Origin of the sequence: Flavobacterium sp. UGB4466 (genome assembly GCF_903469665.1) — a bacterium.
Lineage (GTDB): Bacteria > Bacteroidota > Bacteroidia > Flavobacteriales > Flavobacteriaceae > Flavobacterium > Flavobacterium lipolyticum.
In genome coordinates this window covers 35,696-58,459 of the sequence record NZ_CAGKLC010000019.1, presented here as the reverse complement: position 1 = coordinate 58,459, position 22,764 = coordinate 35,696, and the positions used below count along the sequence as shown (strand labels likewise).

Annotated in this window: 18 protein-coding genes; 17 read left to right on the top strand and 1 reads right to left on the bottom strand. The window is 36.4% G+C overall.

The features are described 5' to 3' along the window. Positions 1-22 precede the first annotated feature (22 nt). From sprA to JO950_RS07555, 13 genes are all read left to right on the top strand, one after another. Positions 23-7,246 carry a cell surface protein SprA gene (gene sprA, locus JO950_RS07615; RefSeq protein ID WP_202702109.1) on the top strand — a complete coding sequence of 2,408 codons (7,224 nt, stop codon included), beginning with the start codon at positions 23-25 and terminating at the stop codon, positions 7,244-7,246. An 88-nt stretch (positions 7,247-7,334) separates the two neighbouring features. Continuing rightward, the gene (gene gcvH, locus JO950_RS07610; protein ID WP_026110132.1) at positions 7,335-7,715 is read left to right on the top strand and encodes a glycine cleavage system protein GcvH; all 381 of its coding nucleotides are present in this window, start codon (positions 7,335-7,337) and stop codon (positions 7,713-7,715) included. A 4-nt stretch (positions 7,716-7,719) separates the two neighbouring features. After that, entirely contained in the window at positions 7,720-8,091 is a 372-nt protein-coding gene (locus tag JO950_RS07605) for a VanZ family protein (protein ID WP_237732309.1), read from the top strand. A 368-nt stretch (positions 8,092-8,459) separates the two neighbouring features. Beyond that, entirely contained in the window at positions 8,460-9,203 is a 744-nt protein-coding gene (deoC, locus tag JO950_RS07600; protein ID WP_202702107.1) for a deoxyribose-phosphate aldolase, read from the top strand. Between the two features lie 18 nt (positions 9,204-9,221). Beyond that, a complete protein-coding gene (locus tag JO950_RS07595) occupies positions 9,222-11,345 on the top strand; it encodes an energy transducer TonB (RefSeq protein ID WP_202702106.1) in 2,124 nt (707 codons plus the stop codon). Positions 11,346-11,505: 160 nt separating this feature from the next. Further along, positions 11,506-12,408: a heme o synthase gene (cyoE, locus tag JO950_RS07590; RefSeq protein ID WP_017497889.1), complete on the top strand. Its 903-nt coding sequence runs from the start codon at positions 11,506-11,508 to the stop codon at positions 12,406-12,408. Positions 12,409-12,410: 2 nt separating this feature from the next. Then, a complete protein-coding gene (locus JO950_RS07585; protein ID WP_017497890.1) occupies positions 12,411-13,010 on the top strand; it encodes a cytochrome c oxidase subunit 3 in 600 nt (199 codons plus the stop codon). A gap of 42 nt (positions 13,011-13,052) precedes the next feature. After that, complete coding sequence (locus tag JO950_RS07580; protein WP_202702105.1) at positions 13,053-14,039, top strand: cytochrome c oxidase subunit 3; 987 nt, start codon at positions 13,053-13,055, stop codon at positions 14,037-14,039. Between the two features lie 18 nt (positions 14,040-14,057). Beyond that, a complete protein-coding gene (locus JO950_RS07575) occupies positions 14,058-14,408 on the top strand; it encodes a cytochrome C oxidase subunit IV family protein (protein ID WP_202702104.1) in 351 nt (116 codons plus the stop codon). Positions 14,409-14,486: 78 nt separating this feature from the next. Continuing rightward, positions 14,487-15,128, top strand: a complete 642-nt coding sequence (locus JO950_RS07570; RefSeq protein ID WP_202702103.1) for a hypothetical protein — start codon at positions 14,487-14,489, stop codon at positions 15,126-15,128. Positions 15,129-15,138: 10 nt separating this feature from the next. Next, a complete protein-coding gene (locus JO950_RS07565; RefSeq protein ID WP_202702102.1) occupies positions 15,139-15,828 on the top strand; it encodes an SCO family protein in 690 nt (229 codons plus the stop codon). Positions 15,829-15,830: 2 nt separating this feature from the next. Beyond that, entirely contained in the window at positions 15,831-16,370 is a 540-nt protein-coding gene (locus JO950_RS07560) for a DUF420 domain-containing protein (protein ID WP_017497895.1), read from the top strand. Beyond that, positions 16,363-16,665: a hypothetical protein gene (locus tag JO950_RS07555; protein WP_202702101.1), complete on the top strand. Its 303-nt coding sequence runs from the start codon at positions 16,363-16,365 to the stop codon at positions 16,663-16,665. Before JO950_RS07560 ends, JO950_RS07555 begins: the two co-directional genes overlap by 8 nt. 71 nt (positions 16,666-16,736) lie before the next feature. Here JO950_RS07555 and JO950_RS07550 read toward each other — a convergent pair whose 3' ends face one another. After that, positions 16,737-18,143 carry a DUF4403 family protein gene (locus JO950_RS07550; protein WP_202702100.1) on the bottom strand — a complete coding sequence of 469 codons (1,407 nt, stop codon included), beginning with the start codon at positions 18,141-18,143 and terminating at the stop codon, positions 16,737-16,739. Between the two features lie 180 nt (positions 18,144-18,323). Here JO950_RS07550 and JO950_RS07545 point away from each other — a divergent pair, with 180 nt between their 5' ends. Genes JO950_RS07545 through JO950_RS07530 form a run of 4 tightly spaced genes read left to right on the top strand, consistent with a single transcriptional unit; the run spans position 18,324 to position 22,686 of the window. Continuing rightward, positions 18,324-19,025 carry an ABC transporter ATP-binding protein gene (locus JO950_RS07545; RefSeq protein ID WP_017497898.1) on the top strand — a complete coding sequence of 234 codons (702 nt, stop codon included), beginning with the start codon at positions 18,324-18,326 and terminating at the stop codon, positions 19,023-19,025. Continuing rightward, the gene (locus tag JO950_RS07540; protein ID WP_202702099.1) at positions 19,018-20,262 is read left to right on the top strand and encodes an ABC transporter permease; all 1,245 of its coding nucleotides are present in this window, start codon (positions 19,018-19,020) and stop codon (positions 20,260-20,262) included. Before JO950_RS07545 ends, JO950_RS07540 begins: the two co-directional genes overlap by 8 nt. Positions 20,263-20,264: 2 nt before the next feature. Then, positions 20,265-21,530 carry an ABC transporter permease gene (locus JO950_RS07535; protein ID WP_202702098.1) on the top strand — a complete coding sequence of 422 codons (1,266 nt, stop codon included), beginning with the start codon at positions 20,265-20,267 and terminating at the stop codon, positions 21,528-21,530. A 40-nt stretch (positions 21,531-21,570) separates the two neighbouring features. Beyond that, positions 21,571-22,686: an efflux RND transporter periplasmic adaptor subunit gene (locus JO950_RS07530; RefSeq protein ID WP_202702097.1), complete on the top strand. Its 1,116-nt coding sequence runs from the start codon at positions 21,571-21,573 to the stop codon at positions 22,684-22,686. Positions 22,687-22,764: the final 78 nt, after the last annotated feature.

Genomic DNA, 22,764 nt, shown 5'->3' with positions numbered 1-22,764 from the left:
CCAATTTATTTAAACCAAGAGTATGCGTAAAATTTGTATTTTTTTACTGTTTTTATTTTGCGGTAATGTTTTGCGTGCGCAAGTAAACCCAACAGTTCAAGATACAACTAAAACACAATTCTCCGTTGGTAAAGTAGAAATAGGAAATCCGCCAAGTATACTTTCAGCCTATCGGTATGATCCTATAACCGACCGCTACATTTACACCAGTTCAGTAGACGGTTTTAATATCAATTATCCAATTGTATTAACGCCAAAAGAATACGAAGATTTAGTTTTGAAAGAATCCAGAAGAGATTATTTCAGAAAAAAATCAGACGCTATTGATGGTAAAAAATCAGGAAGTGAGGCGGCTAAAAAGAATTTACTACCGCGATATTATATCAATTCAGGACTTTTCGAAAGCATCTTCGGAAGTAATACTATAGACGTAAAACCAACAGGATCAGTAGAAATGGACTTGGGGATCCGGTATACCAAACAGGACAATCCGGCTTTTTCACCAAGAAACAGATCTAGCCTAACGTTTGATTTCGATCAGCGAATCAGTATGAGTTTGCTGGGGAAAGTAGGGACCAGATTAGAGGTAAATGCTAATTATGATACCCAGTCTACTTTTGCCTTTCAAAATTTATTTAAACTTGCTTACACACCTTCAGAAGATGATATTGTTCAGAAAGTGGAAGTAGGTAACGTGAGTATGCCTTTAAACAGCACCCTGATTCGAGGTGCTCAAAGTTTGTTCGGGGTTAAAACAGTCTTGCAATTTGGTAAGACAACCGTTACCGGAGTTTTCTCAGAACAGAAGTCACAAACCAAGAGTATAGTTGCAGAAGGTGGCGGTACCGTACAGAACTTTGATTTGTATGCACTGGATTACGATAACGACCGACATTTCTTCTTATCTCAGTATTTCAGAAATAAATACGATACATCATTAAAAAGCTATCCTTTTATCGATAGCCGTGTTCAGGTTACCAGAATAGAAGTTTGGGTAACTAATAAACAAAATAGGGTCGCAACCAACAACAATAACTTACGTAACATTATCGCGCTTCAGGATTTAGGAGAAGGACAGGTTACGGGAGTTCCGGACAATCAGGTGGTGGTGATAAGCAATCCGGTTGGATTTTTTAATAACCCTATCGATACACCAACAAACAACACTAACAATAAATACGATCCGGCTACTATTGGAAAACCAGGAGCCTACCTAAACTCTAATATTAGAGAAATCGTAACGGCAAAATCAGGATTTAATAACGCAAATACCAGCGAAGGAACAGATTATTCTGTATTAGAAAACGCCAGAAAATTAACAGCAAACGAATTTACTTTCAATCCGCAATTGGGATACATTTCCTTACAGCAGCGTCTGGCCAATGACGAAATTTTAGCAGTAGCATTTGAGTATACTGTTGGAGGAAAAGTCTATCAGGTAGGGGAGTTTGGAAGTGACGGGGTTGACGGAACTGTAGTGACCGGAAACAACAATGCCAATAAAGCGATTATTACTCAAAGTTTAGTGTTAAAAATGCTGAAGAGTAATTTGACGAACGTTCAGAATCCGGTTTGGAATCTGATGATGAAAAACGTGTACCAAATTCCTCAGGCGTATCAAATCAAACAAGACGATTTCAGACTAAACATACTGTATACAGATCCTTCCCCAATCAACTATATTTCACCGGTACCGGGAACAACATTCCCTGCAAATCCTACCGCAGATAATAAAGTAGAGCTGACCCCTTTATTGAATGTCTTTAATCTGGACCGATTGAATTATAACAATGATCCGCAAGCCGGAGGAGATGGTTTCTTTGATTATATTCCGGGAATTACAGTAGACGTTCAGAATGCTCGAATTATTTTTAGTACCAAAGAGCCTTTTGGAGAATTGTTATTTAAAAAGTTACAAAATACAGGTTCGGGTGAGAACTACGACGATCCGACGACCTATAATGCCAATCAGAAAAGATATGTGTTCAGAAACATGTACCGAAACACTCAGTCCGGAGCTTTGCAGGACAGTGATAAGAATAAATTTTTACTAAGAGGAAAATACAAATCATCAGGAAGCAATGGTATTCCAATCGGAGCGTTTAATGTTCCGCAGGGATCTGTTGTGGTTATGGCAGCCGGAAGAAGACTGGTGGAAGGGATCGATTATAGCGTAGATTACCAATTAGGACGTGTTCAGATTTTAGATCCTTCGCTTCAGGCTTCTAATACACCAATTGAGGTGTCATTGGAGAATAACTCAATTTTCGGACAACAGACCCGAAGGTTTATAGGTTTCAATGTTGAACATAAAATTTCAGATAAATTTATTGTAGGAGGAACTTATTTGAAAATGAACGAAAGACCGTTTACTCAAAAATCAAGTTACGGTCAGGAATCTGTAAACAATACAATCTTTGGATTCAACGGAAATTACTCTACCGAAGTTCCTTTCTTCACCAGATTAGTTAACAAATTACCAAACATAGATACAGATGTTCCTTCCAATCTTTCGATTAGAGGAGAAGTAGCTTTCCTAAAACCGGATGCTCCAAAAGCCAGTGATTTTGAAGGTGAGGCAACCATTTATATTGATGACTTTGAAGGTTCGCAGTCTACCATCGACATGCGATCAGCGTATGCGTGGAGTCTGGCTTCGACGCCATTTGTAAACTCTATCAATGACAATACTTTTAATGCCAATTCAACTACGTTAGAATATGGCTTTAAACGTGCAAAACTGTCCTGGTATACTATCGACCCTGTCTTTTACGCTTCAAAACCATCGGGTATTTCAAATGATGATTTGTCATTAAATACCACGAGACGTATTTATAGTCGGGAATTATATCCAAATACAGATATTGCTCAGGGACAGATTCAGGTAGTGAATACACTGGACTTAACGTATTACCCTTCTAACCGCGGACCTTATAACAACAATCCGAATTTTGGTGCAAGTCCCGCCGGTTCTAATTTTGGAGGAATCATGCGTGCTTTGAATTCGACCAACTTCGAACAGGGGAATGTCGAGTACATCCAGTTTTGGGTAATGGATCCTTATGTGGGTAATGGAGAAGCAGCAGTTAATAATACCGGAAAAATTTATTTCAACTTAGGAGAAATCTCGGAAGACGTTTTAAAAGACGGAAGAAAACAATACGAAAACGGATTAGGCCCGGATCAGATCATGGTAAATCCCAGACCGCTTTGGGGAGATGTTCCGGCATCACAATCTTTAATTTATGCCTTCGATAATAACGCAGGTAATCGTAGCAATCAGGATGTTGGTTTAGACGGTTTACCCAATTCGAAAGAAGCTTCAGTATATACAAATTACGGTGGAGAAACAGATCCGGCCGGGGACGATTATACCTATTATCTGAATACTGATGGAGGCGTTTTAGACCGCTATAAAAATTACAATGGTACAGAAGGGAACTCTCCCGTAAGTATCGATTCCCCAAACCGTGGATCAACAACTTTACCGGATGTTGAAGATATCAACCGTGATAACACCATGAGTACCATCAATGCCTATTATGAATATAGCATCGATGTAAAACCGGGAATGCAGGTGGGGCAGAATTTCGTTACAGACATTCGTGAAGTAAGCAATGTTGAATTGCCAAACGGATCAACGACAACAGCAAGATGGATACAGTTTAAAATTCCGGTTGCTCAACCGCAAAATACTATCGGAAATATTACCGATTTCAGATCGATTCGTTTCATGCGTATGTTTATGACCGGTTTTAGTGATCAGATGACTGTTCGTTTTGGAGCTTTGGATTTAGTGAGAGGAGAATGGAGAAGATATACCGGTACACTTGATGCCAATGATACAAATCCGGCTGACGATGGAACAGAGTTTGATGTTGCGGCAGTAAACATTCAGGAGAATGGTACAAAATGTCCTGTGAATTACGTGGTGCCACCGGGCGTTCGTAGAGAGCAGTTGTATAATAACAATACGATTATCAATCAAAATGAGCAAGCCTTAGCGGTTAGAGTGAGCGGTTCAGGATTACAATATCAGGATTCAAGAGCGGTTTTTAAGAACGTAAGTGTAGACATGCGTCAGTACAAAAAACTGAAAATGTTTTTACATGCTGAATCATTGCCAAACGAAAATACGTTACTCGATGATGAAATGGTAGGTTTTATCCGTTTTGGAAATGACTTTACACAAAACTTCTATCAGGTCGAAGTTCCTTTAAAAGTGACCAGAACCGGAGGGTCCTGTAGCATAAGTCCGGATCAGGTTTGGCTGGAAGAGAACAATATTGATTTAGCATTGGAGTTATTGACCCGAATGAAAATTAAGGGGATGACTGTTGATATTAATTCTGATAAAAGAGATGTTAATGGGATTTATTATCCGGATGACGATCTGAGTATTGGCGGAGGTGATGGAGACGGCAGATTAAGATTAGGAATCAAAGGAAACCCTAATTTTGGTTTAGTCCGAACATTGATGGTAGGTGTTAAGAGTAGGGCAGATCATAAAACCATCAAAGGAGAGATTTGGTTCAACGAACTTCGAATGGCCGATCTGGAGAACAAAGGTGGTATGGCGGCAATTTTAAATATCGATACCAATATGGCAGATTTTGCTACCGTATCGGCTACCGGTAAAAAGAGTACCATTGGTTTTGGATCTTTAGAACAAGGAGCAAATGAGAGAAGCCGTGAAGATCTTCAGCAGTATAATATTGTTACCAATTTGAATTTAGGAAAATTATTACCACAAAGATGGGGAATCAATTTGCCGTTTAATTACGCAATTGGAGAAGAAGTTATCACACCAGAATACGACCCGTTCAATCAGGATATAAAATTAAAACAGCTGATTAAAGAAACGACCGATGAGGCAGAGAAAGAAAACATCAGAACCAGAGCTGTTGACTATACCAAAAGAAGAAGTATTAACTTTATCGGCGTAAGAAAAGACAGAGCACCGGAACAGAAGCCGCATGTTTATGACGTTGAAAACTTCACCTTTTCACAATCGTACAATCAGGTAGAACGTCACGATTATGAAGTGGCAGATTACGTAGACGAGCAATCGAATAGTGCCGTGAATTATGCGTACACCTTTCAGCCAAAAGAAGTGGTTCCGTTCAAGAAGACTAAATTCATGAAGAAAAGTGAGTATTGGAAAATGCTGAGTGATTTTAATTTTAATTATTTGCCTTCAAATGTTTCCTTTAACACGAATATTTTGAGACAAAGTAACCGCCAGCAATTTAGAGAAGTGGAGGTACAGGGAATTGGTCTTGATCCGTTGTACAGACGAAACTTTGCCTTTAATTATCAGTACGGTTTTGGTTTCAATTTAACGAAATCTTTAAAAATTAACTATACAGCTGCATCCAATAATATCGTAAGGAATTTTCTAAATGATGACAATACACCAAAACAGGATTTTAATATCTGGGACGATTATTTTGATATTGGAACACCAAATCAGCACGTACAACAGTTAGTGTTGAACTATGATATTCCAATTCATAAAATTCCGGTTTTAAGCTTTATCAAAGCAAATTATTCGTATACCGCCGACTATACCTGGCAGCGCGCTTCGACTGCATTATCTGAATATGTTGATCCTGTCAGCGGAGGTACTTTTGATTTAGGAAACACTATTCAGAATGCCAATTCGAATACACTTACGACAACGCTTAACATGAACATGCTGTACAAGTATTTAGGATTAACTCCAGGTCCAAAAACAGGAGCAAAACCTAAAGCGGCAGCACCGCCAAAACCGGGGGAGAAGATTGTAAATACGGCAAAACCGGCTACCACTAGCAGTCCATTCTATGATGGCATGATTGGTGTTCTGACCAGTATAAAAAATGTTCAGGTAAATTATACCGTGAATAGTGGAACCGTTTTACCGGGGTATACACCGGGTGTTGGTTTTTTCGGAACATCGAGACCTACTTTAGGATTTGTTTTCGGAAGTCAGGACGACATTCGTTTTGAAGCGGCGAAAAGAGGATGGTTAACCTCTTACCAGGATTTTAATCAAAGTTTTACTCAGGTAACCAATAAGCTTCTGAAAGTAACGGCGAACATCGACTTATTGCCTGATTTGAAAATTGACCTGAACATGGATCGTAATTATTCTGAAAATAATTCAGAGCAGTATAGTGTTGTTAAAAATAATGTGACCGGAGATTTAGATTATAAGGCTTTGTCACCGTATAATTATGGGATGTTCTCTATTTCAACAGTGCTTATAAAAACAGCATTTTCGACCAGCACTGCAACAGAGTCTGCCGCATTTGATGATTTCAGAAACAACCGTATGATTATAGCAAACCGTCTGGCAGAGGAGCGTTATGGTGCAGGAGCGCCAATTCCGAGATATGGAGATGCTAATAACCCAATTCCGGCTCCTACAGATCCTAATTATAAAGTATATACTGCTAATGAAGGGTATCCGATAGGATTTACCAAAAGCAATCAGGCGGTTTTATTACCAGCATTTTTAGCAGCCTATACAGGTAGTAATGCATCAAGCAGCTCGACAGATATTTTTAGAAGTTTTCCAATTCCAAACTGGAGTATTAAGTACAACGGTTTAATGCGTTATAAATATTTCAAAGACAAATTCAAGCGTTTTTCTTTGCAGCATAATTACAGAGCATCGTATACCATCAATCAGTTCAGATCTAATTTTGACTATATAGAGAAGCCTAATGGACAGGATGTGAATACCAATTTCTTTAACAAAACCATCATGTCTAATATTAACCTCGTGGAGCAATTCAGTCCGTTAATTAGAATGGATTTTGAATTGAAAAGCTCATTACGTGTATTGACAGAGATTAAAAAAGACAGAGCTTTGTCTATGAGTTTTGATAATAATTTATTGACCGAAGTAAAAGGAATGGAATATGTGGTAGGTTTGGGCTATCGTTTTAAAGATGTAATTTTCTCCTCAAGACTTGCTGATTCACCAACGGGAATTATAAAAAGTGATATCAATATTAAGTGTGACTTCTCGTATCGAAATAATGAAACCTTAGTGCGCTATTTAGATTATGACAACAATCAATTAGCGGCAGGACAAAATATATGGTCGTTAAAACTTACGGCAGACTATGCATTCAGTAAAAACCTGACGGCGATATTCTATTACGATCATTCGTTTTCGAAAGCGGTAATCTCGACATCATTCCCTTTAACGAATATTAGATCAGGATTTACACTTCGATATAATTTTGGGAATTAATTTTGAATTTCTAAAGAGGATTTTATTATAAGATTATTACATTTGTGCCTCAATTATTAAACTATCAATTTTCAAACACACAACTATTATGAGCATACCAGCAAATTTAAAGTACACAAAAGATCACGAATGGGTTAGCATCGAAGGAGATGTTGCAACAGTAGGAATTACTCATTTTGCACAAAAAGAGTTAGGAGATATCGTGTATGTTGAAGTAGAAACTTTAGATCAAAAACTTGACAGAGACGAGGTTTTTGGAACAGTTGAAGCTGTAAAGACAGTATCAGATTTGTTTTTACCATTAACAGGAGAAATCATTGCCTTCAATGAAAATCTTGAAAGCGAGCCTGAAACTGTGAATTCTGATCCTTACGGAGATGGATGGATGATTAAAATTAAAATTGCTGATGCATCAGAAATTGATTCTTTATTGTCTGCTGACGCTTATAAAGAACTTATAGGTGCCTAAACAATTGCTCTTAATCTGGGCAATTATCTGCTCAGGAATCATTACTTATTTTTGTTTAACAGATTCCAGTAATATTCCGGCGGTAAATTTTCCGAGTATAGATAAGATTGTCCATTTTTGTTTTCATTTTGGATTTACAATTTCCTGGATTTTGTTTTTCAAAAAAGAGCTGAAAGGAAAAGCACCAGACGATTACAAAGCCTATTTAATTTCATTTATATTTTCTGTTTTTTTCGGAATTACAATCGAAATTCTGCAAGGTGTTTTAACGGTTACACGAGCATCAGATGTAACAGATGTTTTAGCCAATACACTTGGAGCTATTTTTGGCATCTTTGCCGCTATAGTTTTTAAAAAACAAATCGATAAAATTTAAGAATATAAAACCCGCTTCGGTGGGTTTTTTTGTGCTCTAATCTTAACACTTTCAAGGCTGGTTAAAGCTTTGCGGCTTCGCGAGCAATGTTATTTAGTCCGGAAAAAATGAAAAAAAGATTTAATATTTTTGATTAACGATTTTTGATGTCAGATGTTTGAAAGGATATAAAATTGATAATTGAACTATTGAGCAGCATTAGGTCAGAAATCTGCAATCGTTAATCTTCATTCTAAAATCATCTAATTTAATGATGTTCCTTTGTTTTAAAAGAAACCCGTGGCTACTTTACGTAAATCTTCCCGGCCTTTGCAGTTCATTCTAATTTAAAATGTACTTTTGCAGAATTCTCAGAACACGCGCAAATCATGAATGTTAAGCAATATTTGGACTCTACGTATTTAAAAACAGCCTCCCAGGCAGGACTTTCGGAAGCAGAAAATACCCTTGTGGTTAAAAATGCTATTGAAGAGGCGATTCGCGAAGGCTTTAAACTAATCATGATTCGGCCTGAACAGGTGGTTTTGGCAAAAGAAATGATTCATAAAGCCAATTCGACTTTGCTGATCGGTACAGTCATTGATTTTCCTGAAGGGGACTCAGATTTAGAGTCTAAATTAAAAGAAGCCAACAAAGCAATAGAAGACGGAGCAGATGATCTGGATTTTGTTTGCAATTATAAGGCATTCAAAGAAGGAGATGTTGACCTGGTCAGACAAGAGATTTTAGTGGGAACACAAATTGGTCTTGCAAGTAATAAAACAGTGAAATGGATTATTGAAGTTGCGGCCTTAAATGATACACAGATCATTCAGCTTTCGGCATTGATCAAAAATGTAGTGATGTCTCATTTTAAAGAAGAAAACTACGCTTCAGTTTTTGTGAAGTCGTCCACTGGATTTTATAAAACCGAAAACGATTTGCCAAACGGAGCTACCCTTCCAACAATTATAATGATGTTAGAAAACGCATCACCTTTGCCTGTTAAAGCTGCCGGAGGAGTTCGGTCTTATCAGGATGCCATAGAAATGATTCGCTTAGGTGTAAAACGAATCGGAACCTCTGCTGCAAAAACAATTGCGGATGGAGGGAATACCTCAAATCAATATTAAATAAAAACCTAAATTTACGTGAATAAGATTGCCCTGTCTTTTATTTTAACCTTAACCGCTTTGTTTGCTTTTTCGCAGGAAAGTAACAATACTTCAATCAAACCTGGTTTCGCTGCAGAACAGTTTCCGGTTTTTCCAAACTGTGAAAATCTTCAATCCAAGCAACTAGAAAATTGTTTTTATAAAGAAGTGCAGGATTTTGTATTTCAGAATTATCAGGTGCCTGAAAATCTAAAACAAGCCAATTATAAAGGGGAAGTAAAAGTCTTATTTGAAGTAGATGCAAATGGCGAGTTTAAAGTGATTTATGTAAACGCGTTAAACGATGCGTTATCAGAAGAAGCTAAACGTGTTTTTAAGAAGTTTCCCAAGATCAAGCCTTCTACCTATAACGGAAAACCAACTTATTCTAAATACACAATTTCGATCGATATTCCTTTAAAAAGTGCCGATCAGATTGCTCAGGAAGCATTGGCTGCTGCCCAAATTTTAAAGCCTCTGGAAAAGCCAATGACAGAACTGGATAGTATTGTGTATAAAAAATACAACAATCCGGAATTTGAAAGTCATTTGAATATTCCGTTTTCACACAGCTATTATGCACAGTTTGATAAAGCAATGAATCAGGTGGGAAGTAATAATCATACCGCATCAAAGCCGTATACGTATGCTGAAGTTTCAAAATATTATAATTTAAAAGCAGTAAATCAATCCCTTCAGAAAAATGTCTCCAGTTGGCTGGGGAGAAAATTCTGGAATGAAAATATGGTTCAGATTCAGGGAGAAGATTATTGGCTGTCCTTAAATCCTATTGTGGATCTACAAATGGGAAAAGCTTCGGATTTGGATGCTTCCTATACCTACGTAAATACACGTGCCTTAAATTTCAGAGGAGGATTAGGAAAACAAATCAATTTTACCACAACTATCTTTGAAAGTCAGGGGCGATTTGCGGGTTATTATAATGATTTTGCCGAGACACTAAAACCGTCGGGAGGAAATCCGGCTATTCTTCCGGGAATGGGAATTGCCAAACGATTCAAAACGGATGCTTATGATTTTCCTTTAGCAGAAGCAAATATTACCTACGCGCCAAGTAAATTTTTTGATCTGCAATTGGGTTATGGAAGAAATTTTATTGGTGACGGATACCGTTCATTGCTCGAAAGTGACGGAGCAAGTCCGTATCCGTATTTTAAAATCAATACCACCTTCTGGAAAATAAAATATACGAATACTTACATGTGGCTCAAAGATGTTCGTCCGGATGTGACCCTGGAGAGAACTTATGCCACAAAATTCATGGCCAATCATTACTTAAGTTGGAACGTGTCTAATAAACTGAACTTGGGCTTTTTTGAATCGGTAGTCTGGACCGATACAAATAATAGAGGTTTTGATATTAATTTTGTGAATCCAATTATTTTCTACCGTTCTGTCGAGTTTGCATCATCATCAAGAAGTGGAAATGCATTATTGGGAGTAACGTCTAAATACAAGTGGAGCAATACTGTTAATTTGTATGCTCAGTTTTTATTGGATGAATTTTCATTAGGAGATATGAAAAGCGGAGACGGCAGCTGGAAAAATAAATTCGGATACCAATTGGGAGCAAAATATTTCAATGCATTTGAAGTAAAAGATTTGCTGCTGCAGTTAGAATACAATCATGTGCGTCCGTATGTATATGCGCACAGTGCGGTGATTACCAATTATGGGCACAACAATCAGAGTGTAGGACACCAATGGGGAGGCAATTTTTCGGAACTGGTGGCAATCGGACGTTATCATAAAGGGCGTTATTTTGCTGATGCGAAATTTACCGTTGGAAAAAGAGGTTTGGACTTTGATACCGCTGAAGATAGCTTTAATTACGGAGGTAACATTTATAAAAACTATGATGAGAAACGACCGTATGATAAAGGTGTAAAAGTAGGACAGGGGAATAAAACAAATGTTTTTATAGCAGATATACAAGGGGGATACCTGATAAACCCGATGACGAATCTGAAACTGTTCGGAAGTTTTTTATATCGAAATTTTGATCCCACGAAAAATACACCCACAACTTTTAAGCAAAGTACCACCTGGTTTTCTATCGGATTGCGTTCCGATATCTTCAATTGGTATTTTGATTACTAGTGTTTTTAATAAGATTTTTTGATATAATAGTGTTAAAGATTTGCAAGTCCTTATTTTGTAAAGGTTTTATTGAAAAAAATCTAATTTTATAGGTCTAAATTCTACAATCTAATTTGTACATTTGCACCACTCAAAAAAAAACATACAAATAATTACTGTATTGAACGCGACTAAAAATACATTTTCACTAAAATCAATATTTACCGATTTCAAAGAGATTACCAAAGCTGGTTTAGCAATCAGCGTATTGTTCTCTTCTGTGGCCGGATATTTATTGGGAGTTAATGAGGAACATCCTTTTAAATGGAGTGTTTTGGCAGTTTTGGCAATCGGTGGATATTGCATGGTTGGAGCTTCGAATGCATTTAATCAGGTGATCGAAAAAGATATCGATGCTTTAATGGACCGAACCAAAAATCGCCCGGTTCCTTCAGGACGCATGTCTCCAAAAATGGCTTTGTTTGTAGCAAGTTTGCTTACTATTATTGGTATTGCCTTGCTTTACACTATAAATGCTAAGTCGGCTATGTTTGCCGCAATCTCCATATTCTTATACACCAGTATTTATACCCCTTTGAAAACGGTAACTTCGTTGTCTGTTTTTGTTGGTGCTTTTCCGGGGGCAATTCCTTTCATGTTAGGCTGGGTTGCCGCTACAGGAGAATTTGGTATAGAGGCCGGAACGCTGTTTTTGATTCAGTTTTTTTGGCAATTTCCTCACTTTTGGGCAATTGGCTGGTTTTTGTATGAAGATTATGAGAAAGCCGGAATCTTCATGTTGCCAACAGGGAAAAAAGATAAAGGAACCGCTTTGCAGGTTATTTTATATACAGTTTGGTTGATTGTTGCTTCGTTATTACCGGTTTTAGGATATACAGGGCAATTGTTTATTTCGCCAATAGCAGCAATTTTAGTGTTTTTGTTAGGTTTATGGATGTTGTTTTATGCAGTACGTTTGTATCAGTTAAGAACACCAAAAGCAGCGAGAACATTAATGTTGGTAAGTGTTTCGTATATCTCGTTACTGCAAATCGTATTTATAGTAGATAAATTTTTAAGATAGTTATGGAAATGACAATGACAAAAACAGAAACGGCAGCGGAAGAGAAGCTAAGGAAAGCCAAATCGGCAAAACTTATCCTCTTGTTTGCAATGGTAAGTATGACCATGATGTTTGCCGGACTTACAAGTGCTTTTGTGGTAAGTAAATCAAGAGCCGACTGGTTGAAGAATTTTGAATTGCCAACGGCATTTTATTATAGTACAGCAGTTATTTTGGCTTGCAGTGTTACTTTTTACCTGGCTAAAAAAGCCATTCAGAAAGACAATAGAAGTGCTACTACAGCTTTACTTTTGGGAACTTTAGCTTTAGGGATTTTGTTCGTGGTGCTGCAATTTGCAGGTTTTGGACAAATCGTAGAAAGCGGGTATTATTTTACAGGAGAAGGTAGCTCAATTACTACAACATTTTTGTATGTAGTAACCGTGACACACTTGTTACACTTGGCTGGAGGATTAATTTCACTTTTAATTATAATTTATAATCATTTTAAACAAAAATACAATTCGACTCAAACTCTTGGTATAGAACTAGGTGCGATGTATTGGCACTTTTTGGATTTATTATGGTTGTATTTATTTTTATTTTTATATTTCTTTAAATAAGAAAAAAACGTAAATTTGGGAACTTTTTAACGAATATCTTTTATGGGAGCGACAGTTACTACTGCAAACAACGACGAAAAAACTTGGGGAGGCGGTCATGAGATCCAGCCATTAGGAGCAAGTTATGGTAAAATGATGATGTGGTTTTTTATCGTATCAGATGCCTTAACATTCTCTGGATTCCTTGCTGCTTATGGTTTTTCAAGATTTAAATTTATTGAAACCTGGCCTTTGGCTGATGAAGTGTTTACTCACTTTCCTTTTATGCATGGCGTTGCGGCACCAATGTATTATGTAGCCTTAATGACTTTTATTTTGATTTTCTCATCTGTAACAATGGTTTTGGCCGTTGATGCAGGTCACCAATTGAAAAAAACAAAGGTTGCAATTTATATGTTCTTAACGATTATTGGAGGTTTTATCTTCGTAGGCTCTCAGGCCTGGGAGTGGAAAAACTTCATTAAAGGAGAGTATGGAGCAGTTGAAACAGCAGGAGGAAGTTTACTGCAGTTTGTTGATAAAGATGGTAAAAGAGTTGCTCTTGCTGATTTTGCGGTTAAATTACCGGAACAAAGAGAAGCTTTAACAAGAAGCCATTCAACATGGTTTATGGAAGATGCTCAGGCACAGCCAACTTATACAGTTGCAGAAGTTCAGGCAGGTTTTAAAGCTCATCCTGAAGTTTTAATCAGAACAGAACAACTTACAGATAAAAAGAAAAAAACAGTTTTATCAAGAGAAGAGTCTGAAGCTCGTTTAGCAAGTGCTAAATATGTGGTTGAAGGTGCTAATTTGATTAGAAACGAATACGGAAATAAATTATTTGCTGATTTCTTTTTCTTCATCACAGGATTCCACGGATTCCACGTATTTTCAGGAGTTATCATTAATATCATTATCTTCTTTAATGTATTATTAGGTACTTATGAAAAAAGAAGAAGCTACGAAATGGTAGAGAAAGTTGGTTTATACTGGCACTTTGTCGATTTAGTTTGGGTATTTGTATTTACAGTTTTCTACTTAGTTTAATTTTAGATTTTAATTATTATGTCACACGAGCACGTATCAAATACAAAAAGAATCTGGTTTGTTTTTGCATTACTATCAGTAGTAACTACAGTAGAGGTTATTTTAGGTATCTACAAACCTGCATCATTAGAGTTTAATCATTTTGTTGGCTTGAACTTATTGAACTGGATTTTTTACATCCTTACAATTTTCAAAGCTTATTATATAGTATGGGCATTTATGCACATGGAAGGTGAAAAAAGCAGCCTTAGATGGTCTGTTGTAGCACCTGTTATTTTCCTGGTATTATATCTATTGTTTACTCTGTTAACAGAAGGACATTATATTTATGGGGTTTTTAAAGATTCTACTATTAAATGGAATTTTTAACATGATATTAATTCGAAAAGAGTCCCGATAACATCGGGATTTTTTTATTTTTGTACCTCAATAACTTGTACAGATATAATGAAAAAAAATATAGTTCTCTTTGCTCTTTTTGTTTTGCCAATTGTAGCCTATTTGTTTTTTGCTTCAGGGGTTAACAGCTTTACTACACTTCCTGTTATAACGCCAAAAATTAAAGATTTCGGTGATTGGAAATCCCTGAATGGAAAGAAAGTTTTGTTGGATAAAAAGATCACGGTTCTTGGCTTTTCAGGGTCTGAAATTTTAAGCAATCGAGGGAATTACTTTAACTTAAACGAAAAAATTTACAAGCGCTATAACGGTTTTGAAGATCTCCAGTTTGTAATACTTTGCCCGTTAGGAACCGAAGCCGATGCGCAAAAAGTAGTAGATGCTCTTAAACCTTTTACAGACGTGAAAGGCTGGAACTTTGTCTTCGCTTCACCTGAGGAAATTCAGGCATTTTACGATCAGCTAAAGTTAAAAGGAAAATTAGATCAGAATCTTGGAACTCCGAATGTTTTTATCGTCGATAAAGAAAGAAATCTTAGAGGAAGAAAAGATGCAGCTGAATACAAAGAAGGGTATGACACTTTTCATCCTTCAGAGCTAAGCAATGAAATGCTGGATGATTTTAAAATCATTTTATACGAATATCGTGCTGCTCTAAAAAAGAATCACAACGCAACTAAACAACTTTAATCTTTCTATCATGTTTAAGAATAAATCATATATCGGTATTTCGTTTATTATTTTAATTTTTGGAATTTATGCCGTTCCTAAAATTGTTGACAGAGTTAAAAACGGAGACATTGTAAAAGGAAACCGTCTGGACAATGTAGGATTGAAAACTTCAAAGGCTGATGGTAAATTGATGAAAATTGGACCAGCGCCGAAATTTGAATTGACCAATCAGTACAATGCTAAAGTTTCGAATGATACTTACAAAGGAAAGGTGTATGTGTTAGAATTTTTCTTCACAACTTGCCCGTCAATTTGTCCGAAAATGAATTTAAGCATGCTGGAGATCGAAAAGACTTTTTTCGGAAATCCAAATTTCGGAATCGTATCCATCACAATTGATCCTAAACATGATACGCCGCAGGTTTTAAAAGAACATGCTAAGTTATTAGGAGTAAAATCTTCTACCTGGAATTTCTTAACGGGGGATAAGAATACGATCATGGAATTGTCTAATAAAGGATTCAATTTATATGCCGGAGAGAATGAAAAAGTGAGCGGTGGTTTTGAACATTCAGGTTTGTTCGCTTTAATTGATAAAGAAGGAAATATTCGTTGCAGAAAAGATGAATTCGGAAACCCAAATATCTATTATGACGGATTAGATAAAAAAGGAGTTAGAGACATACAGGAAGATATTAAAATATTATTAGAAGAATAGAAATGGAAGATCATTCATTAGAGAAAAAATTTAGTAAGTTTATTGTTGCGGTTTCAATTGTAATTCCACTTGTGGTAGCCATTTTATTTGGTGTAAAATTGAAAGACTTAGGAATTGAAGTTGAGCCGCTTTCGTTTCTGCCTCCAATTTACGCAACAACAAATGGTATTACCGCTGTAGTTTTAGTTTGGGCTGTATTGGCCATTAAAAATGGAAAACGTAAGCTCCATGAACGCTTAATGACTTTAGCGATTGGACTTTCGGTAGCTTTTTTAGTAATGTATGTGGCGTATCACATGACCTCCGATTCTACTAAATTCGGTGGTGAAGGAGCAATTCGTTATATCTATTTCTTTATTTTGGTGACTCATATTTTATTGTCTATTGCCATTATTCCATTGGTATTAATAACGTACGTACGTGCATTGGCAAAACGCTTTGACCGACATAAAAAAATTGCTAAAATAACATTTCCGCTATGGTTGTATGTTGCAGTTACCGGTGTTGTGGTTTACTTAATGATTTCTCCTTATTATGCTTAAAATGGAAAATAGATTAAAGAATAAAGAAAATAGAAAAGCAATTAGAAGTAGGTTTGCGAATTTTTTATCAACGAAATGCTTCTATATTCTTGCATCTATTCTCTTTTCGCTAAGCGCAAATGCTCAATGTGCGATGTGTCGTGCAGCGCTTGGTGGAGATTCAAATGTTAAAAAAGCAGAAGCAGTAAATAATGGAATCGTATATTTAATGGTTATTCCGTATTTATTGGTGGCAGTAATAGGTGTTCTGATTTACAGAATGTACCAGTCAAAAAAGAAAAAAACAGATAATTAGTCAATTAGACAATTAGATAATGTGGCAATTCATTCATTATCTAATTGTCTAATGATCTCATTACCTAATTATTATTTCAAACCGTTAACCGAGACATTTACGGTACCGTTTATTTTGATAAAGGCAATAATGGCCTGATTGGTTAGTTGAATTTTATCAAACTGGATGTCTTCCATTTTTCCATTGACAAAAACACCCGGCAATGGAGAATAGTTTTTAAGATAAGCCGCCATGTTTTTCTTGCCTTCCTCTAAATTGGGTTGTATCGAATAACGACAGCTCTCTTCCATTTTTCTTAAAACATAGCCCTGACCCAACCAGCTTGCCGTGCGCATTAATCTGCTTTTGGTATCTAAAACGTAATCCAGTTTTTCAAAGTAAATTTCTTTAGTCTGAGGATTGTATTGAGGAAATCCGTTTAAATAAAGCGTTCCGTTTACAGAGCCTAAAACATCTAGAGCAATAACCATCTTTCCGTTTTTATGCCAGATGGATACATTTTTTACCGTCACTTTTTTGCTGCCCGAACCAAATTCCTGACCTGCAAAATTCTTAGTCATAATCTTTGAAGCATCAACATAGGTAGATATGGCAGCAATGTTTGCTGAAATCTGATTCGGAATTTTAGCGACAGGTTTCAATATGATTTTATTGGCACTGAATTTAGATTCAGGTTTTTTGCCTACGATGGTTTCCATGTTGCATTTCATTCCCATGTCCAGTAAAAACTGATCATTTTTTAATTTGGCATTGGTTGAATACACTTCAACAGGAACAATTCTAAGCCAGCTTTCGTAAGTGTCACTCAGTTGAAAAGGAGTGCAGATTTTTTCTAAGGCAGTTAAAACATTTGGTTTGAAATCCATTGATTTTTCGATAGCCTCGTCTATTTTCTTTTCAATTTTTGATTTAAAAATAGAAATTGCAGGGTTTATTAGATAGGTAATAGGCATGCTTTTACCAAAAATCTGCATGGTCGGACTTTCGCTCCAGTCTAATGATTTAAACTCCGTTTTAGTGTTTAATTTCCAGTTTGTCAGTGCCACTTCACTGGACAGGGTAATCACACCATTCAGATTAAACTCTCTGATGTCGTAAAGTTCAACGCCCAGTTTTTTGGTACCGATTCGGTATTTAACAGTGGCTTTTAAAGGCAGGATTGTTTTTATCTTCTTGTCTGGGTTTGCGGGGTCATTTTGAATTTTTATAGGCGCCTGCTTCCAGATTTTCATTTCGATATCGTCGTCGTCGATCGTATTGTCTTCATAAATCAATCCGTTTAAAAGTGTATTGGTTTGATTTTCAATATCGCTAAGTTTTACTGTAATTGGTAAATTGATAAAGGAGGGGTTTGCTTCGTAAACTAACGGACTTGCGTCATCCGGCTCCGGTTTTAGGGTTTCCAGTTTTTGGGCTGTAGAGCAGCCTGCAAGTACAGCAAGTAGGGTGAATAAGGAGATAATGGAAGAAAACTTCATCGTTATGATTTTTTTTAGTCTGACAAAATTAATAAAACAATTATATTATTATAAAAATGTGTAACAATTAGCAAACAAGTGAGTCTTATTCAAAGAAGAAGAGATAATTATTAACGTTTTCTTACCATAAAATAGTTAAGAAAAATGCTATTATTGTTTTAAAATTTAACAATAACCACCATGATTGAGATCAAAGATTTGCACAAATCCTATAAAATGGGTAGTTCGGAGTTACATGTGTTAAAGGGAATTAATTTTAATATTGAAGAAGGTGAGCTGGTTGCAATTATGGGATCGTCAGGATCAGGTAAATCAACGCTTTTGAATATTTTAGGAATTCTGGACGAGGCTGATTCCGGTAGTTATATTTTGGATAAAACCCCGATCAAAAAGTTAAACGAAACAATAGCGTCTAAATACCGCAATAAGTTTTTAGGATTTGTATTTCAGTCTTTCAATCTGATCAATTATAAAACTGCTCTCGATAACGTTGCAATGCCTTTGTATTATCAGGGAATCAAAAGAAAAGAGCGTTATGACATCGCGATGAAATATTTAGAGAAAGTTGGACTTGGTTCGCATTCTCATCACTTACCCAATGAACTTTCAGGAGGTCAGAAACAGCGTGTTGCCATTGCAAGAGCTTTGGCTTCAAATCCGAAAGTTTTATTGGCAGATGAGCCAACAGGAGCATTGGATACTAAAACTTCTTATGAGGTTATGGAACTGATTCAGGGGATTAACGATGAAGGAAAAACAATCCTAATCGTAACTCACGAACCTGATATTGCCGCAATGTGCAAAAGAAATGTAGTCCTGAAAGACGGATTAATTATCGATGATAAAAAGGTAGAACAAGTTAGAGCTTCATCTTATGTTTAATATTGAGCGTTGGCAGGAAATATTTGAGGCAATCTCTAAAAACCGGTTGAGAACATTTCTGACCGGAGTTTCTGTAGCGTCAGGGATTTTTATTTTGGTGATTTTGCTTGGAGCAGGAAAAGGGCTTCAGAACGGAATCGAGAAACAATTTGAAAATGATGCAAAAGGAATAATTGAAGTCTGGTCTGAAGCAACAACCAAAGAATATAAAGGACTAAATCCGGGAAGGCAAATTCAGTTAAGAAATAGTGATTATGATCTTCCGGTTAAAAAGTTTGATGATGAGATTGATAAAAAGTCACCTGTACGTAGTACCTGGGGCGGGATTGTGAGTTACGGCAAAGAATCAGGAAATTATCTGTTTAGAGGGATTAGTTCGGATTATGTCTATCTTGAAAATGCAACTATTGTTAAAGGACGTTTCATTAATAATAGTGATATGATACATAATGCGAAAGTGGCGGCTATTGGTTTGAAGGTGGAGCAAGATCTGTTTAAAGGGCAAGAAGCGTTAGGAAAAGAGATTTTAGTCAATAATATTAATTTTAAAGTGATTGGGGTTTTTACAGATCCTTCAGGAGAGCGCGAAGAATCAAGGGTTTATATGCCTATGACGACGAATCAGCGCGCTTATGGAGCTGGTGATAAAATAGACGCAATGCAGTTTGTTTTAAATAAAAAAATGAATTATGAAGAGGCACTGGCGCAATCAAGAAAATTCACAGCAGAGGTAAAAGCCTTGTTGAAAAGCAAAAACGTTATTGCACCTGATGACAATAGCGGCATAGGTGTTTTTAATTCAGTGGAAGAAGCGAAACAATTTTATGATTTAAATCTGTATATCAGATTGTTCTTTTGGTGGGTTGGTATTTGTACGATCATTGCCGGAGTTGTGGGAGTAAGTAATATTATGCTAATCATCGTAAAAGAAAGAACAAAGGAAATTGGAATACGAAAAGCACTTGGAGCTTCCCCTTTTTCAATTATTTCGATGATCCTTCATGAATCTATTTTTATAACCACTATTGCTGGATTTATAGGCTTATTGGCTAGTTTAGCGTTATTGGAATTTGTGGGACCGCTGGTACAAAGTGAATATTTTAGAAATCCTGAAGTTGACTTTAGTGTAGCTTTAACCACGCTTGTACTGCTTGTATTTGCGGGGGCGATGGCAGGGTTTTTTCCGGCATATCGAGCAGCCAAAATTAAACCGATTGTAGCACTTAGAGACGAATAATTATGTTTAAAAAAGATAATTGGGACGAGATTTTACAGGCTCTGACAGCCAACGTTTTCAGAACCATTCTAACGGCATTCGGAGTGTTTTGGGGGATTTTTATTTTGGTCATTTTATTGGCAGCTGGTAATGGCCTGGAGAATGGTGTGAAAAAAGGTTTTGACGGAATTGCGACAAATACGATGTTTATGTGGAGTCAAACCACAACCAAAGCCTACAAAGGTTTGCCTAAAGTACGCCGTTATGATTTCAGAAATAGCGATGTTGCAGCATTAAAATCAGCTTTACCGGATCTGGTGTACGTGTCTCCACGAAATCAGCTGGGTGATTTTAACGGAACCAATAATGTAGTTCGTGGTACCAAAACTTCTGCATTTACCATTTACGGAGATTATCCGGAGTTGATTAAACAACAGCCGATGGATATCATTAAAGGGCGATTTGTCAATCAGCAGGACATTCTCGAAAGACGAAAAGTTGCGGTAATTGGTAAAGGAGTGACCAATGAACTTTATGGAAAAGAAGAAGAAGCGATTGGAACTTATGTGAAAATCAACGGGATCAATTTCATGGTGGTGGGGGTTTATAAATCAAAACAGCAAGGGGGGAATGCAGAGCAGGAGCAAAAAAATATATTTATTCCCTTTACTACTTTTCAGCAGGCTTTTAATTTTGGAGATAAAGTAGGGTGGATGGCACTAACCGCAAAAGACGGTACATCTATTACCGATTTAAAACCAAAAATTTTAGAAAAAATAAAAGCACTTCACTCCGTTAATCCTGCTGATGAAAGAGCGGTTGGGAATTTTGATTTATACGAACAGTACAATAAAGTGCAAAGTTTATTTAACATCCTAAAAATTATTGCCTATTTTGTAGGGACTTTGGTTTTGATTTCGGGAGTAATTGGTATTTCGAATATTATGCTTATTGTAGTGAAAGAACGTACCAAAGAAATAGGTATTAGAAGAGCTTTAGGAGCAACTCCTGCAGCGATTCGTGGGCAAATTTTATCTGAATCTATATTTTTAACGATTATTTCAGGAATGCTGGGTATTGCTGTAGCTACCGGAATTATCGCGCTCTTAAATATGGCTTTAGCTTCGATGCCACCGGATAGTAACACGATGTTTGCTAATCCAAGCGTCGATTTAGGAGTCGTATTTGTAGCTTTAATAATATTAGTAGGATCTGGTTTGCTGGCAGGGTTTATTCCGGCACAAACCGCAATTAATGTGAAGCCTGTAGATGCTTTACGAACAGAATAAATTATCAATCAGAATATAATCGAATTAAACTGAAAACACAATGAAAAAAGGAGTAACCGTAACCATTTTAATCTTTATTGCTATAGTTTTCTTTGGCGCACTGTATTACCTGTACGCTAAGAATCAAGAGTCTCCAATTGTATTTAAAACGGAGAAAGCAGAGATTAAAACCATCATCAAAAATACCATTGCAACCGGTAATATTCAGCCTAATGAAGAAGTCCTGATCAAACCAAACATCTCAGGTATTATCGAAGAAGTGTATATCAAAGCGGGAGAGAAAATTAAAGCCGGTGATCTTATTGCCAAAATTAGAGTTGTAGCCAATGTTTCTAACGTAAGCAGTACACAGAATCAGGTACAGACTGCCAAAATTGCTTTAGACAATCAGGAAAAAATATATCAAAGACAAAAAACATTGTTTGATAAGGACGTAATTTCAGCAAATGATTTTGATGCAGCACAATTAGCGTACAAACAGGCCAAACAAAACTATCTGGCAGCAAAGCAAAGTTTAGATATTGTTAAAACTGGAACAACAACTTCACTTGGAAGTTATGCCAATACGTTAATCCGTTCAACAGTAAACGGAATGGTACTGGCAGTTCCGGTAAAAGTAGGAAATCAGGTTATTGAGAGTAACAATTTTAATGAAGGAACTACTATTGCGAGCGTAGCTGATGTGGGAAGAATGATTTTTATTGGAAAAATTGATGAATCTGAAGTGGGGAAAATCAAAGAAAAAATGCCAATTGAAATTACCGTTGGAGCGATCGAGAATAAAAAATTTGAAGCTGCTCTGACCGATATTGCGCCTAAGGGAGTGGTAGAGAACGGAGCAATTCAGTTTGAAATTAAAGCAGCTTTGGTGAATAGAGATGCTACTTTTATCAGAGCAGGTTTAAGTGCAAACGCTTCAATTATCTTAGAAAAAGCAGATAAAGTTTTGGCAATAAAAGAATCACTGGTACAGTTCGATAAAAAAACGCAAAAACCCTATGTTGAGATTGAAACTAACCCTCAGAAATTTCAAAGAAGAGATTTAGTTTTAGGAGTAAGTGATGGAATTTATGTCGAGGTGAAAAGCGGAATCAAAGCTTCGGATAAAATTAAAATCTGGAATCAGGGTTTGATCAATGAAGAAGAAAATAAGTAATTTGAGCAAATAAAGAATTTTTGATTTTTAAAAAATGTTAAATTTGTGTAGTAGGGTTACTATGCTTTCATTCAAAAT

Excerpts from the sequence above, each read along its gene's own strand:
- sprA (WP_202702109.1), top strand. The coding sequence starts at position 23 with ATGCGTAAAATTTGTATTTTTTTACTGTTTTTATTTTGCGGTAATGTT.
- gcvH (WP_026110132.1), top strand. The coding sequence starts at position 7,335 with ATGAGCATACCAGCAAATTTAAAGTACACAAAAGATCACGAATGGGTT.
- deoC (WP_202702107.1), top strand. The coding sequence starts at position 8,460 with ATGAATGTTAAGCAATATTTGGACTCTACGTATTTAAAAACAGCCTCC.
- JO950_RS07585 (WP_017497890.1), top strand. The coding sequence starts at position 12,411 with ATGGAAATGACAATGACAAAAACAGAAACGGCAGCGGAAGAGAAGCTA.
- JO950_RS07580 (WP_202702105.1), top strand. The coding sequence starts at position 13,053 with ATGGGAGCGACAGTTACTACTGCAAACAACGACGAAAAAACTTGGGGA.
- JO950_RS07575 (WP_202702104.1), top strand. The coding sequence starts at position 14,058 with ATGTCACACGAGCACGTATCAAATACAAAAAGAATCTGGTTTGTTTTT.
- JO950_RS07570 (WP_202702103.1), top strand. The coding sequence starts at position 14,487 with ATGAAAAAAAATATAGTTCTCTTTGCTCTTTTTGTTTTGCCAATTGTA.
- JO950_RS07565 (WP_202702102.1), top strand. The coding sequence starts at position 15,139 with ATGTTTAAGAATAAATCATATATCGGTATTTCGTTTATTATTTTAATT.
- JO950_RS07560 (WP_017497895.1), top strand. The coding sequence starts at position 15,831 with ATGGAAGATCATTCATTAGAGAAAAAATTTAGTAAGTTTATTGTTGCG.
- JO950_RS07555 (WP_202702101.1), top strand. The coding sequence starts at position 16,363 with ATGCTTAAAATGGAAAATAGATTAAAGAATAAAGAAAATAGAAAAGCA.
- JO950_RS07550 (WP_202702100.1), bottom strand. The coding sequence starts at position 18,143 with ATGAAGTTTTCTTCCATTATCTCCTTATTCACCCTACTTGCTGTACTT.
- JO950_RS07545 (WP_017497898.1), top strand. The coding sequence starts at position 18,324 with ATGATTGAGATCAAAGATTTGCACAAATCCTATAAAATGGGTAGTTCG.
- JO950_RS07540 (WP_202702099.1), top strand. The coding sequence starts at position 19,018 with ATGTTTAATATTGAGCGTTGGCAGGAAATATTTGAGGCAATCTCTAAA.
- JO950_RS07535 (WP_202702098.1), top strand. The coding sequence starts at position 20,265 with ATGTTTAAAAAAGATAATTGGGACGAGATTTTACAGGCTCTGACAGCC.
- JO950_RS07530 (WP_202702097.1), top strand. The coding sequence starts at position 21,571 with ATGAAAAAAGGAGTAACCGTAACCATTTTAATCTTTATTGCTATAGTT.